The organism is Corynebacterium sp. HMSC05D08, from assembly GCF_001807215.1.
Classification (GTDB): Bacteria; Actinomycetota; Actinomycetes; order Mycobacteriales; family Mycobacteriaceae; genus Corynebacterium; species Corynebacterium striatum.
Map to the genome: position 1 here is coordinate 97,865 of NZ_KV788323.1, position 14,999 is coordinate 112,863.

Sequence of the window (14,999 nt, forward strand, 5' to 3'; positions counted from 1 at the left end):
ACGAGACAGAAGGTAACTCCTGTGGCAAAACTCTTGTACCGTCTTGGGCGCTGGTCCTTCCTCAACAGGTGGAAAGTGATCATCGCATGGCTTGTGATCTTTGTGGCCGCCGTGGGCGCCACGATTGCCTTGATGAAGCCCATGACTACGGAGTACTCCATCAAGGGCACGCCGGCGATTGACGCTACCCACCGCGCCGCCGAGCTCTTCCCGGAAAGCGGCAACCTGGCCAGCGCGCCTTCTGTGAACCTAGTCTTCCAAGCCCCCGAGGGGCAGAAGCTTTCTGACCCGCAAAACAAGGAAGCGATCCAGCAGGTGGTCGATCAGATCACCAACGAGCTCGGCATCAAGGACCAGCAACGCTGGGGCAACCCGCTCGACGTATCTCCGGCTTTGCAGCAGCAGGTTATCGATCAATTCACCTCGATGGGCCTGCCGGAAGAGACCGCCCGCAAGGATGCGGAAAACCTCGCGATGGTCAACGAGGATGAGACTATCGCCTACACCACCTTCGACTTCGATGCGGAAAGCTCCTACACCGTTGAGCAAGAAGACAAGGACGTCGTCACCGCGGCGATGGAGCTGGGCCGCGAGAAGGGGCTAACGGTCGAGGCCGGTGGCGCGGGCTTTGGCGATGAGATTAAGGTCAACTCCACCTCGGAGATCATCGGCTTGGGCGTGGCCTTCCTCGTCCTCATCTTCACCTTTGGCTCTTTGGTCTCGGCGGGCATGCCGCTCATCTCGGCCGTCGTGGGCGTGGGTCTCGGCGCGCTCGGCGTCATGATTGCCACGCACTGGATTGAGCTCAATAACTTGACCCCGGTCCTGGCCATCATGATTGGCCTGGCCGTGGGCATCGACTATGCGCTGTTTATCATGTCGCGCTACCGCCAGGAGCGCTCGCGGATGGATGGGCCCGAAGCCGCCGGCATGGCGGTGGGCACGGCAGGTTCTTCCGTGGTCTTCGCCGGCGCCACGGTCTTTGTGGCGCTCTTTGCCCTCATCGTGGCCAAGATTGGCTTCCTCACTGCCATGGGCTTGGCCGCCGCGGGCACCGTGTTCATGGCGGTGCTCGTCGCGTTGACCCTGGTGCCGGCGCTGCTTGGCCTGGCTGGCGATAAAGCCTTTGCTGGTCGAATCCCCGGCATCGCCGGCAACCCGAACAAGAAGGGCAAGCACCGTAAGGGCGCCACCATGGGCAACCGCTGGGTGCGCGCAGTGCAGAAGGCCCCGGGCCTGGTCATGGCCGTGGTCGTGTTGGGTCTTGGCGCGCTGAGCGCCCCGGTGCTGAACATGGAGCTCGCGCTGCCGGCAGATACCAGCTCAAATCCGGATACCACCCAGCGCAAGTCCGCGGACCTGCTGGCGGAAGGCTTCGGCGCAGGCGTCAATGGTCCATTCCTGGTCATCGTCAACGGTGAGGAAGCCAACCCAGACGCGCCGGCTCTCCAGCCGCTGATTCAGGGTCAAGAAGGCGAAGACCAACAAAAGAAGGCAACTTTCGCCTCCTTCATGTACGCGACCCAGCAGCTTAACCAGGTAGGCGGCGTGAAGCACGCACAGATCGTTGGCCTCAACTCTGATCAGACCGCGGCACAGATCATGGTTACACCGACCACCGGCCCGACGGATCCCACGACCGTCGGCACGGCGTCGGCACTGCGTGCGGAAAATGAGCGCTTGGGCGAGGTCACTGGCGCAGAAATCGGCATGACTGGCCTGACCGCCGTGCAGCTAGATATCACCGAGCGCCTTGAGGCCGCCATGCTGCCTTATCTGGCCATCGTGGTGGGCCTGGCCATCCTGCTGCTCTTCCTAGTCTTCCGCTCGGTCTTGGTCCCTGTGGTGGCTGGCTTGGGCTTCCTGCTCTCAGTGGGCGCGGCCTTCGGCCTTACGGTTCTGGTGTGGCAGGACGGCCTCTTTGGCCTAGTCCCGGCGCCTGGTCCGCTAATTTCCTTCATGCCTATCTTCTTGATCGGCGTGACCTTCGGCCTGGCCATGGACTATCAGGTCTTCCTGGTTACCCGCATGCGCGAGCATATCTCGCGCCACCCGCAGGGCAGTGGCACCAAGTACAACGCCGTGGACGAGGCCACCATCGCGGGCTTTACCGAAGGCGCGCGCGTGGTCACGGCCGCAGCCATCATCATGATTTCGGTCTTCGTGGCGTTTATTAACCAGCCGCTGCCGTTCATTCAGATCTTCGGTTTCGCCCTTGCCGCAGGCGTGCTTTTCGACGCCTTCTTCGTGCGCATGTCCCTCGTCCCCGCCACGATGTTCCTGCTGGGTCGCGCCACCTGGTGGCTGCCGAAGTGGATGGACAAGGTCATGCCTTCCCTCGACATCGAAGGCACAGCTCTGGAAGAAGAGTGGGAGCGTGAGCATGGCGGCGCATCTGCTGATACGACGCAGCACGTAAACTAGCCCTTATGATCGAGCAACAGCCGCCTTTTCCTGCACCCAAGCTAGAGACTGACCTGAGCTTCGACGTGCGCACGCACCTCGACCAGGCCGGTCCTGGCAAGCATGGTCGCAGCGGCACCATTCACACCCCGCACGGGGATATTCAGACCCCAGCCTTTATTCCCGTGGCCACTAAGGCCACGGTCAAGACCCTGACTCCGGAGCAGATCCGGCAGACGGGCGCGCAGGCTATCTTGTCCAACGCTTATCACCTTTATCTGCAGCCGGGCCACGACATCGTGGATGAGGCTGGCGGCGTCGCGGCCTTTGAAAACTGGCATGGGCCCACCTACACCGATTCCGGTGGATTCCAGGTGATGTCGCTTGGCGTGGGTTTCAAGAAGGTCCTGGCCATGGACACCTCGAACCTCACCGAGAAGGACATCCGCGCGGCCAAGAAGGAGCGCATGGCGCAGGTCGACGAAGACGGCGTGGACTTCAAGTCCGTCATTGACGGCTCGAAGCACCGCTTTACCCCAGAGGTTTCCATGCAGATTCAGCATGGTTTGGGTGCCGACATTATGTTCGCCTTCGACGAGCTGACCACTTTGGTGGATACCCGTACCTACCAGGAGGAATCCGTCGCGCGCACCCATCGCTGGGCACAGCGTTGCTTGGACGAACACCACCGCCTGACCGAGGAGCGTGGCCCGCAAAAGCCACGCCAATCCCTGTGGGGCGTGGTGCAGGGCGCGCAATATGAGGATTTGCGCCGCCAAGCCACCCGCGGTTTGGTGGAGCTTTCCCAGGCTGCCGAGGCAAACGGCAAGCGCGGTTTCGGCGGCTTTGGCATCGGCGGCGCGCTGGAGAAGGAGAACCTGGGCACCATCGTGGGCTGGGTCTGCGACGAGCTTCCTGAGGATAAACCGCGCCACCTGCTGGGCATTTCTGAGCCCGATGACCTGTTCACCGCGATTGAGGCCGGCGCCGATACCTTCGATTGCGTCGCGCCTACCCGCCTGGGGCGTCGCGGTGGCGTGTACACGCTCGATGGCCGCTTGAACTTGAAGGGTGCGCGCTTCAAGCGCGATTTTGCAGGAATCGACGAGGAGTTCGGCGGCTACGTCTCGGAGAACTACTCCCGCGCGTACATCCACCACCTGCTCAAGGCCAACGAATTCCTGGCCGGCACGCTGTGCACCATGCACAACCTGACCTTCATGATCCGCCTGGTGGACAACATCCGCGCCTCCATCGACGGCGGCTACTACGAGGCCTACCGCGACGAGTTCATGGGCCGCTACTACGCCGGCAAGTAAGCTACCTCCCTGCGCCCTCCGCCTTTTCCGCAAATGCGCCCTCCGCCTCTTTTCCGCAAATACCCAGGGCTGGAACTGCAGACCTCCTGTTCGGCTTTTCTCGCGCTTGCCGACGCCGCCCTTTTCACCAGGAAGCTGCAGTTCCAGCCCTGGGTTTCTAGGGCTGGGTTTCTAGGGCTGGGGATTTGTGGGTTAGCTGCTGGGAACGTAGTCTTCGCGGGATTTAACCCACTTGATGACGACGGTGGTTATTGGCAGCATGACCACCTCGATGAGGGTTTTCCACACGAAGCCGACCACTACGTAATTGAGAAAGCCGCTGAATGTAGAAATGCCGATGACTGGTGCGGCGATGATGCAGAACAACACAGTATCGCCGAACTCGCCCACGACGGTTGAGGCCACCAAACGGCCGATGAGCCCGCGTTCACCGGACTTTGCCTTCATACGGGTCAGCGTGAAGGAGTTGAGCAGCTGGCCCACCAAGTAGCCTGCCAAGGAAGCGGCGAGGATTTGCGGTACAAGGCCCAAGGTAGCGGCGAAGGCCTCTTGGCCCTCATAGAAATCCGCCGCTGGCAGCCAAATCGCGATATAGAAGCACACCGCGGCCAGAATCGCCATGACGAATCCGATGTAGACCGCCCGCCGCGTGGACTTGAAGCCATAGCATTCGGACAGGACGTCGCCTGCGATATAAGCCAGTGGGAATAAGAAGAAGGCGCCGTCGGTGATGAGCGGACCGAGCTGGACGCCCTTTGTGGCGTTGATGTTGGAGATGAGGAACGTAACGACGAACACCGTAACCAGCCACGGGTACAGAGTGGACTGTACCGGGATGAATCGGATGCTCTCGCCACTGGAAGTGGTTGCGGTTGCCGATTTTTCTGTCATGGGCAGTTATCTTGCCATGTCGTCTTATGGTCTAAGAAACCAGAAAATGCTCCCACATGTTGGGGGGGAGGTTGGGGAATGATCCTCAAGGTAGATCCAGCGAAAGATTTGCAGTTAAACCTAGCTTTATCAATCTAGCGATGAGGTAGCAGAGGGCAAATCCCAAGGAAGGGGCGAAATGAGGCCTCAAATATGGCATTCTTTTGCTTGCTACACTTGTGCCTATTTTGTTCCCTTTGGTTTCCCTGGCTGCGCTCTTGGTCGGGGGAGCGCTATTTGAGAAAAGGTCATTAATTATGACATTTGGTTCGCCTGGTTCGTCGCCCCAGTTTGGCGGTCCGTACCCCGGAGCGGGCAGCGGGTCCAATACCGGACCCAACAACGCCGGCTCGGGTTTCGGATTCCCGAGTTCCCCTAACTTCGGTTCGCCGAATCAAGCAGGAGGCACCGCGCCGTCGTTTGGCGCAGCTGGCCCCGCACAAGGCAGCCAGGGCTTTGGCGCACCGGGCGGACAGCCCAGCGCCCCGCGCAGTTCGCGCCCAGCCACTCCGGCCGCGCCGACCAAGGGCCCGTGGCCTTTGCTCATCGCCGCTGGTGTGGCCGCCATTTTGTCTGCAATCGTAGTGATTGCCGCGCCGTTGGTTTCCACTGCGACCCAAGGCCTCTTCTTTGGACTGGCAATTACCGGTTGGGTGCTTGCAGGCATCGTCGCCTTCGTGCTCCTTGGCCTGTACACCCTGCAAAACACCAGGCGCCAAGCAGAGAGCTTCTACATTGAGGACACGCGCCAGACGCTGGTCTACCGCCTAGTCATGATCGGCGGCTTCGTACTCGTTGTTGCCTCTGCGGTGGAGATCGCCTTCTACGTAGGAAAGGTGATGGGCGCCTAATGCGAAAACTAAATCGTCTCCTCGCTCTCAGCAGCACCGCATTGTTGTGCGGTTTCGCAGGTTCCTTGGGAGCTTCCGCGCAAGAAGCACCAGCGCCTGAGCAAGCACCAGCGCCCGAAGCGGCCCCGCCAGCAGAACAAGCACCACAAGAACAAGCCCCACCAGAACAAGCTCCGCAGGCCTCCGAAAGCAGCCTCTCCGAAGCCTCGCAGAAGAACCTCGCGGACTTCAGCTCGTGTATCGCGGATAAGAAATCCGCGGACCTGTTGTTCGTGCTCGACCAGTCGCAGTCCCTCATCGGTTACCAAGGCGAACCCGCCACCGATGGCTCCCACTTCCGTGTTGATGCCACCAAGGACATCGTCAATCAGCTGGCCAACCTGGGCAAGGACGCCGGCGCGGATATCAACGTCAAGCTTGCCGGATTCGGCTCCGGCTATTACTCCGAGGCCGGCGAGTACGGCGGCTGGACCAATGTTTCCGGAAACGCCGGTGCCCTGGACAAGGAGATTGATGCTTTCCGTAACAAGGAGCGCACCTCCGATCTGGAAACCGACTACGGACTGGCCTACTCGGGCGCGCTCAAGGAATTCGGCGATCATGATGGCAGCGATTGCCGGGCCATCGTCTTCTTTACCGACGGCGCCTACGTAGGCGTTGAGACCGGCAAGGACAACGCAGCAGCCCGCAACATTTTGTGCACCCCGGATTCCACGGTTTCCGCCTTCCGCCAGTCCAATATCCGCCTCTTCAACGTCGGCCTCGTACCGGAGCGCGATGCGAAGGAGCAGACGGATCTTCTCACCGATCTGGCTGAAGGCGAGGGCTGTGGCCAGGGCGAACCGAACGGTGCTTTCTTCAACGGCGGTGAGGATCCCGCCGCATTGTTCGCGGCCTTCCGTAATCTCATTCCTACCTCCGGTGGCTTGAACAAGGAAGGTACTTTCACCGAGCAATTCGATTTCTTCCTGGATAACTCGGTCGACCCGGTCCGCTTGTCCGCGGTTCCGAAGACCAGCGTGGAAGAAGGCAAAATCATCCCGACCCTCACCGGCCCTGATGGGCAAACGGTAGAGCTGAAGCCAGATACCAAGAAGGTCGCCGGCGCCGACGTGGAGATCACCACCAATGACCGCCTGCCGGGCATGGTCGACGTCGCGATGAAGAAGGGTGGCGAAGGCTGGGCCGGCAAGTGGACCTTTGGCTACAAGCTGGAGGGCGGCGCCGAGGGCGAGTACCAGGCATCCATGGTGATGATTCCGGGGCTGAACCTCAACCTGCAGCGCGAAAACGGTGAGAAGCTAAGCGGCGGCATCAACTCCGACCAAGTTATTAAGGCACAGCTTGTCGACGGCGGCGGTCAGCCGCGCAAGCTCGAAGGCCAAGGCACGCTGCGCGCGGAGTTCGTCCCCGAAGAGGGCGAGACAGTAACGCTGCTCGAAAACGCCCCGATCGTGGACGGCAACGCAGTGGATATCCCGTTGGATAAGGTCGAAAACGTTGCCGCGGGCAAGCTGGTGACCAGCGTGGACATCACCACGAAGGGCGTCGATAATCAGCCGGGCTCCAAGCTCAACCCCATCAAGAGTGAAACCCCGCTGACGATTACCCCGGTCAACATGCCTTCCGTCGGCTCGGCACAGGTGGTGTCGATGACGGAAAAGGAAGTCACGATCGATGTTCCGGTAGCTGGTCCGGGTAAGGTGTGGCTGGCGGAGCAGAGCTTCGGCGCTGATGAGGTCACGCTGCCGAAGGGCGTGGATGCGCTGAAGGTAACCTCGCAGTACGATTCCGCGGATAACGCGCTTGAGCTGGCCAAGGGCGAAGAGGCGACGCTGCCTGTGACCCTTTCTGCCGAAAATATGGAAGACGGCGCATTGGCGCTCAAGCCAACGCTGAGCTTGCAGTCTGCGGAAGATAACCAGGAAGCGCAGCTGCCTTTGCAGCTCAAGGGCTCGATGACCACGCCTTTGAGCAAGAGCGCTTTCGGCCTGGCATTCGTGCTGGCGGTCCTTTTGGGCCTTCTGATTCCGCTGGCAGTTCTTTACTTCATGAAGTGGTTCTCGGGCCGCATCCCTGAATCCCCGCGCATGTTCGCGAAGACGATTCCGGTCAAGAAGGACGGCACGAGCCTCATCCGCACGGATACCGGCAAGCCGTTTGTGGTTTCCAAGGACGAGTTCCAGGGCGCAGTGCCTGTCGACGCCGCGCCGCGCCGGGCAAACCTGGGCCTGTACGAGGCAAAGGTAAAGATGGGCCTTAGCCCATTTACCGCGGCACACGTGGAAATTGAAAAGGACGGCTCCATCTCCGGCAAGGGCAAGCAGTCCGGTGGCCGCGCCATCTTGCCGCTGGCAGTTCAGAACAACTGGTTCTTCGTGGGCAACGCGAATGACAAGGACCGCGGCGAGATCGTCTTGACCATCGACACGATGGCACATGCCGAAAAGTACGGCGAGCTTTCCGAGGAGATTAACCGCTCCGCACCGGTGCTCTTCGAGCAGGTGCAGTTCCCAGCGCCGAAGGAGCCGAAGGCGCCAAAGGGCCCGAAGGGAGAGCAAGGCGCACAAGGTGTACAGGCACGGCAGAACGCGCCGGGTGCTAACGCTCCAGTGCAGCAGTTCCCGGGGCAGCAGGGCCAGTCGCAGCAGCAGCCGGGCCAGCCAGGCGGCTTCGGCCAGCAGGGCGGCTTTGGTCAGCCAGGCCAACAGGGCGGCTTTGGTCATCCAGGTGGCCAAAGTGGCTTCGGTCAACCAGGTCCGCAGGGAGGCTTTGGCCAACCGGGTAACCAGGGAGGCTTTGGCCAGCCGGGCAACGGACCAAGCGGCAATAATGGTGGATGGCCGCAGGGGCCTTCCTTCGGAAACAACTAGTCCGAGCCAGAACGCAAGCAGAACGCACAAGTTGAACACTTAAAGAGACATCCCGAAAGGTTTTAAGAGCAGATGAAGAAGTTCCTCGTAGTTGGCTGCGGTGGCTCCGGCGCCAAGACCTTGGCTTTTATCATGGACCAGCTCAAGGCGGAGCTGCGCACCATCGATCCAGACATTACCGAGCTGCCCAAGGCGTGGCAGTTTGTGAACATCGATGTGCCCCTCGAAGAGGAGGCTGGCCCGCAGAAGCTGCCGAACGTTACCCAGAGCGGTGGCCAGTACGTCGGCATCGGTTCACGACAGCGTTACAACCAGTTCGACGCGGGTATCTCTGAAACGCTGGGCCGCTCCGGCAAGCTGGGCGAGATCGCCACGTGGGCTTCGCGTACGCCGCAATCGAATGACACGAAGCTTGCCGACGGCGCCGGCCAGTACCGCGCCATCGGCCGCATCCTGACCCTGCGCCACCTGAGGGACATCCGCAACGCATTGAACGCGGCGGTGTCTGAGATGTTTACCCAGGAAGCTATCCAGGAGCTCAACGAGCTCAATTACAAGCAGTCGAAGAAGCGCACCGATACTGGTTCCTCCGCGCCGGTTGTGCTGGTTGTTTCCTCCATGGCAGGCGGCGCAGGCGCTTCGATGTTCCTGGATGTCTGCCGCGTTCTGACCACCATCAAGAATCTCGATCCCACCAGCACGCTGGTCTTCATGTACACCCCGGAGATCTTCTCCGACAACAAGGCAGAGGACATGGCCGGTGCGTGGCCGAATTCCCTGGCCATGTTCGGCGAGGTTGTGGCTTCCCAGATGGGCAACTCCACCGCGCATGACCGCGCCATCTTCGAGGCCTTCGACATGGGCACCCCGCCGGACGGTCCGACATTCGGCCGTATTTTCCCAATCGGTTCCAAGATGGGCACAACCGGCTCCCGCTTCGGCGATGGCTCCGCGATGTCCGTCTACCGTGGCCTTGGCCGCGCGCTTGCGGGCTTGATGGCCTCGACCCGTGCCTCTGACAACCTGGTTTCCTACGCACTGACCAACACCCCATCCGGTGACGGCGGCCGCCGTTTCTTCGGTTGGGACCGTGATCAGTCCCAGGGCGGTACGCCGTGGGCACGCTTGCCTTGGGGCTCTCTGGGTTACGCACAGATTTCCATGGGCCGTGACCGCTTCGCTGAGTATTCCGCACAGCGCCTGGCCCGTAGTTCTTTCGACCGTTTGCTCAACGGCCACCTTGACAAGGCCAATCCGGAAGCTGGCGAGATACAAATTGCTAAGCGCCTCGATGAGCGTCTACCTGCTCGCTTCCAGGAGATGACTCTGGACCCTAACTGGGCAACGGGCGCTCCGATTGATATCAACACTACCTGGAACTGGCTGATGGCCAATTTCAATATGATGGCCCAGCCCGCCGCGGAAAACGCAGTGCGCAACCTGCGTAACTTCATTCCTATCGGCGAGGGCCGCAAGGTAGACGAGTGGCGTGGCGAGCTCATCCAGAACCTGAACGACCCACAAAACCAGCAGTACATCTCTGGTCTGCTCCAGCAGTCCGCGTATGACACCGCGTACCGCTATGCAAACTTCTTCTCTGACAGGGTTCTTGAGACCGTTGAAAGCGAACTTGCTGCAGTCGGTGTTCCTTACGTCCGCGAGGTTTTGGACCGACTCAGCGACGCCCTCACTAGCGGCGACCGTCTGATGCCGCAGCTGAACGAGTTGTCTAATCGCTTCCTCAGCATCGGCACCAACGTTCTGGCTTTGCCGCAAGGCTCCGAGCCGATTCTGAGTCCGCTGACCGGCAAGGGCCAAATGACGGACCCAGCCCCCATCGTTAATGGCCTGTTGGGCCTTTATCACAAGCAGTTCTACGACTACTTCCTCATGGCGATGGCGCACTACCTGAAAGATGTTCTGCAGGACTACGCGGATGAGAATCTCTTCCACCTCAAGCGCGAGCTGAAGGATGCCCACGAGGTCTTGGAGAAGGCTGCACAGTCGCGTCCGGAGACCAACAAGCTGGCTGACGTTCGCACCAACGAGGTCAACGCATGGCCGGAGGAGGTAGACGAGGTCGTTGAGTCCCGCTTTAAGGGCGCCGAGAACGAGATCATGTTGACTGACGTCAACGCGTTTATCACCGATTACCAGGACCAGATGTTGCGCACCATTCAGGGCCAGCACGCCACTTCCCACGTTCAGCACTATGACCAGGCTTACCCGTTTGCGGTCCGCGCGGTTATTCGCGGTGAGTGGGATTCCCTGGATGCCAACAAGGCTCCGAATAACACCTTGGCACCGCAAAAGCGCACTAACGATGAGTACAGCAACCGCGCCGGCTGGGTTTCCAAGTACCTGTCCCGTCACCCACAGACTGGCGAGGTTCGTGAGTCGCAGCGTGCCCAGTACCGTGCACGTATCCGCCCGGCGGACCTACTGGGACGTGCTCGCGATTGGATCAACCGCCGCGACTACGAGTTCCACAAGTTCAACTCAGTGGATCTGCGCAGCTACCTGACGCTTACCCCAGATATCAACGAGGTTGAGCATAGCCAGCGCATCGATCGCTTCGTCAGTGCCTTCCAGATGGCGCTGAGCTACGCCCGCCCGTTGGCTGCCGTGTCCAGCGACATGGTCCAGCGCATCCACGGCAAGGACGTCCAGTACACCTACTCTTTCTCGGACATTCCGTTCGAAGCGCTGGGGAACGAAGAGACTGGCATTGTCCCACGCCTGAGCAGCATCCTGAGCACGTCTTCCATCGATGAGCCATCCCAGGTAGCGCTGCGCAACTCGCTCAACATGTCTGAGCAGGTCCAGCACATCGAAATCTTTGGTTCCTACCCGAACTACTCGCCGATCGTGTTTTCTTCCATGTTCGGCTACATCGCCGAGGACATCGACAAGCAAGAAAACTTCGATGGCTCTTATTGGTCGGAGCGCCGCACACGCCCGCTAGCTGCCGCTCTGCCGATCACCGAGACGGAGCGCCAGGCCATGGTGGCAGGATGGATCATCGGCCGCATCACCGGCCTCATCTACATCTCCGATCAGGACACCGACAAGGCCGCGGCGCACATCTTCGATGACACCCCAGGTGGCGTCAATGCTTGGGTTCCTTTCCCGAACCCGATGCTGATTTCCCCGCGCCGTATGGTCAAGAAGTCCGACTGGATGTCTTCTGTGCTTGAGTCCATCTTCATCGCCTACGCGAAGGTACAAAAGAATGGCGCATACGGCTTTGCCTCTTCCATGTACCCGTACCAGTTGCTGCGCGGGCTTTACGACGACGGCCAGGACTTTGCGCACTCCGGTGCTTCGACGCACCCACTGGTCCACCGTCTGGCTAAGTTCCTGCGCGATGGCAAGGTGCCGGGCCGCCGCGACGCCGTCGGCCTCGGCATCCAGGATCGTTATGAATCCTTCGTTGCGGAGCTCGATAAGTTCGTCCGCGGCGCCGATCACTTCATTCCGGGTGGAATGAATTCTCTGCCGGGCCAAGGCATGGATGACAAACCATTTGCAAACATTCGCCGCCGCGATATCGCCTCCGCTACGCCGTACTACCGCGACCTTGCACCGGACGTCGTCGTCATGGCGCAGCGTATCCGCGATTTGCTGGGCCAGGCAAAAACTGTCGCTGAAACGCCCGATACTTTTGAGGCTCCCGCGAGCCGGGATTCTTCCAGCCAGACCCCGCGCTTTGAGCCTGAATTCAACCTCACCGACTTGGATGACACCTTCTAATGACTAACGTACTGTTCTTTGGACACGGCGCCACGGCCGATGAGATCCGTTCCCGCCTTTTCGACCTGCGTGCAGTGGGCTTGCTGGATAACTTCATGTGGGTGGACTACACCCACCCCACGTCAGCTGCAGTAGTGCGCTCTTTCGATGCGGAGGGCACGCCACGCATTTCCACGCTTGACGACGCCCTGCATCGCCACGAAGGAGACATCCTTCTGGTGGTTCTCGATTCGATGGATGAGGCGCAACCCCTGCAACCAGAGGCGTTGTCGCAGTGGGCTGCCGCGGTAGATTCCCGCATCGTGCAGGCATCCAACCAGCGAGTGCGCCTCCTGCTTTCGGCGTTGCCATTGCGCAACGTTCACATCGAGCCCTTGCAGGTGTGGGAGAACCTGGTGCTCTCCCCGGAAGAGGGCGGCACTCCTTCGTCGACGCGTATTCGCCCGATTCCGCGTTCTGAGGATGGCTTTGAACTGGCCCAGTTTGCTGCGCCTGCCGTGGCATCTATCTTCGGCCTCTGGCGCGGAATGCCGCAGGCTGCGGTGTTTGATCCAGACACCGGCCGCCTCATGGAGACGGGCAACCGCGAGAACTTCCGTTTGGTGCGTGCATTTCACCGCACCATCGACGCCAGCGCGGTTGAGAACGCGGTCAAGGATCGCGTGTTCAATCCGAACCGCCCCTTACCACGCCCGCAGCTGCGCAACAACAGCCATGCCGAGCGCGTCACTGATCCAGCGAGGCTGACTCAGTACTACTCCGACACGCTTTTCGCGATGCACGGGAGTTCGCTGCTGTCCCCTGAAATCCCGTTGGAGTCGCCTAAGACGCAGAAGGTCAGCGCATGGGCTGCCCTGCGCGATAACCTGCGCCTGTACTGGGCCATGGTCATCGGCAAGCCGCAGGATTGGGTCAACAGCCACCGTGGCACGGTCAACAGTGCCACCGCGGGCTTCCTTCAGAACCTACTCTATGGCCAGAATTCCAACATGGAAGTCGTTCTGGATGGCCACTCTGGTAAGGGCAATGCTGTGTCTATTCAGCAGATGCAGCAGAAGAACCAGCGCACCCTGGCTGAGGCGCAGAAGGTGCAATTCGACATCGGCCAGGCGCCGCAGCTGTCTGGTATGTGGGAGGCCTACCACGACTTCGCCCTTGGTTTGGTTGATGGTCAGTGGAAAGAAGACGCCACCTTCACCCCGCAGAAGGGCAGCCAACAGGAAGTCCTGATCGTGCAGTATGGGCAGCAGTCCGTGCCAGACATGAGCAACTCCTTCCTTGGTTTCCATCCGCTGATGCACCGCACCGTGGGCTACAACAACGAGTCCGAGGCTAAGGTGGCCCCATTCGACCCGATTGCGGCTGAGAAGTTCGCAGCAGACCTGGACTGGACCAGCCAGGTCGCGCAGAACACGGAAGTCAACCGCAAGAAGCAGGAATTCGCTGCGTGGCGCAATCAGAACCAAAACAGCTTCGCCTGGAAGGTCGGTACTGGCTTGGCACAGCGCCTTGGTGTCGCTCGCCAGCGCGTTGATTTCTACGAAACGGAAGCACGCAGGCTGCGCGAGGAAGAAAAAGGCTTTGCTGTGCGCGACTTCAACGATGAAAATCGACGACTCACGAACAAGCTGCGTGCGTCGTGGGGCATCCTGACTCTTGTTCTGGTCGTGCTGTTCTACATGTGCTTGGCCAATTACAACCCAGATGTGAAGATCTGGGATGGCATGCTCACTCTCGATTGGCGTTGGACCACCTTTGGCGTGATCCTTTCGATCATCCTCTTCCTTTTATTGACGTGGCTGATGTTCACCAAGGCACAGCGCGAAATCTACGATTACGTGCAAATGCAAAAGCTCAACCGCCAGAACCAGGAGATTGCCGCGCGCAACATCGTGTCAGCAGCTGCCGACGTCGACCGCATCCTCAACGCTTACAGCCAGTTCCTCAGCTGGTCCGCAATCCTTGGACGTGCCATCTACGCACCGTTCGGGCTTAAGTCCACCACGAGTGATCACCTGCGTACCCCAGAGTCTGGCTTGCCGGATAACGCGCGAATCGGCCAAGCGCAGGTCTCGGAAGATGAAACCAACCGCATGGCTGAGGAGATTCGCTCCCAGGTTTATTTACGTGACTGGGCGCACAAGTCCCTGCGTTCGCTCGTCGATTACATGAACTCTGTCTTTGAGCGCAATCAAGTAGGCCAAGGCTCGGTACAGCTCAGCGCTATGTGGGGCATGCGCGGCGAAAACTCTAACACCCAGCTCGACCTCATCTCACGCCACCTAGATCACCCACTCATGGCTTCCCGTGATGAGAAGCCGCAGGTCTGGCACAACGTGATTACGAATCCGCGGATGGCTGGCAGGCTGCAGCACTACCTGTCTTCGGTGACCTTCTTGGATGAGAATCGTCGTCAGACGCAGTCCACAGAGCAGTTCCTGGCGGGTATGAGCCAAGAGAAGGGGGCAATGCAGGCCTTCAGCAACGAGGCCCTGACCACCCTGGGTGCTTCGGCAGGCTACACCGAGATTGACCCTGACTACACGCGCACTATTGAGGTGGACAGCAATACGGAGCTGACCAGCCAGCTCTCCCGTTCTCTCACTGTGGTCCAGTTCGGCCGTATCACGGATTTCAAGTACCTGGTGCCGAAGGAAGAGCGGCTGGAGGAAGCGGTGCCATCAGCGTTCTTCGAGGATGCGCTGAGCGATCTCGATGACACTGATCACATCGATTCTTTCAATAATGCTTCTCAGGTTCAGCCTGGGTACAGCTTTGGAAATGAGACCAGCAATACCGCAAATCCTTTTGGTTTCGGTCAATCGCAGCAGCCACCATCGCTCGATGATCTGGACGATACGTTCTAGGAG

General features: G+C 60.0%; 7 protein-coding genes. 6 read left to right on the plus strand and 1 reads right to left on the minus strand.

What is annotated here, in order from left to right; genetic code table 11:
* The first annotated feature begins 21 nt into the window (after window positions 1-21).
* Both HMPREF3148_RS04885 and tgt read left to right on the plus strand, forming a co-directional pair.
* Entirely contained in the window at window positions 22-2,424 is a 2,403-nt protein-coding gene (locus HMPREF3148_RS04885; RefSeq protein WP_049063173.1) for an MMPL family transporter, read from the plus strand.
* Between the two features lie 5 nt (window positions 2,425-2,429).
* Window positions 2,430-3,722, plus strand: coding sequence for a tRNA guanosine(34) transglycosylase Tgt (tgt, locus tag HMPREF3148_RS04890; RefSeq protein ID WP_046645743.1), 1,293 nt, complete (start codon window positions 2,430-2,432; stop codon window positions 3,720-3,722).
* Window positions 3,723-3,914: 192 nt separating this feature from the next.
* On the opposite strand, the gene HMPREF3148_RS04895 is transcribed toward tgt, so the two are convergent.
* Window positions 3,915-4,613, minus strand: a complete 699-nt coding sequence (locus tag HMPREF3148_RS04895) for a queuosine precursor transporter (RefSeq protein ID WP_005530391.1) — start codon at window positions 4,611-4,613, stop codon at window positions 3,915-3,917.
* 296 nt (window positions 4,614-4,909) lie between these two features.
* On the opposite strand from HMPREF3148_RS04895, the gene HMPREF3148_RS14005 reads away from it, so the two are divergent.
* From HMPREF3148_RS14005 to HMPREF3148_RS04915, 4 genes are all read left to right on the plus strand, one after another.
* Complete coding sequence (locus HMPREF3148_RS14005) at window positions 4,910-5,503, plus strand: hypothetical protein (RefSeq protein WP_236081462.1); 594 nt, start codon at window positions 4,910-4,912, stop codon at window positions 5,501-5,503.
* A complete protein-coding gene (locus tag HMPREF3148_RS04905; RefSeq protein ID WP_070508818.1) occupies window positions 5,503-8,376 on the plus strand; it encodes a vWA domain-containing protein in 2,874 nt (957 codons plus the stop codon). The genes HMPREF3148_RS14005 and HMPREF3148_RS04905 overlap by 1 nt, the downstream gene beginning before the upstream one ends.
* A 72-nt stretch (window positions 8,377-8,448) precedes the next feature.
* The gene (locus HMPREF3148_RS04910; RefSeq protein WP_049159457.1) at window positions 8,449-12,129 is read left to right on the plus strand and encodes a tubulin-like doman-containing protein; all 3,681 of its coding nucleotides are present in this window, start codon (window positions 8,449-8,451) and stop codon (window positions 12,127-12,129) included.
* The gene (locus HMPREF3148_RS04915) at window positions 12,129-14,996 is read left to right on the plus strand and encodes a hypothetical protein (RefSeq protein WP_049151571.1); all 2,868 of its coding nucleotides are present in this window, start codon (window positions 12,129-12,131) and stop codon (window positions 14,994-14,996) included. The genes HMPREF3148_RS04910 and HMPREF3148_RS04915 overlap by 1 nt, the downstream gene beginning before the upstream one ends.
* The last annotated feature ends 3 nt before the right edge of the window (window positions 14,997-14,999 follow it).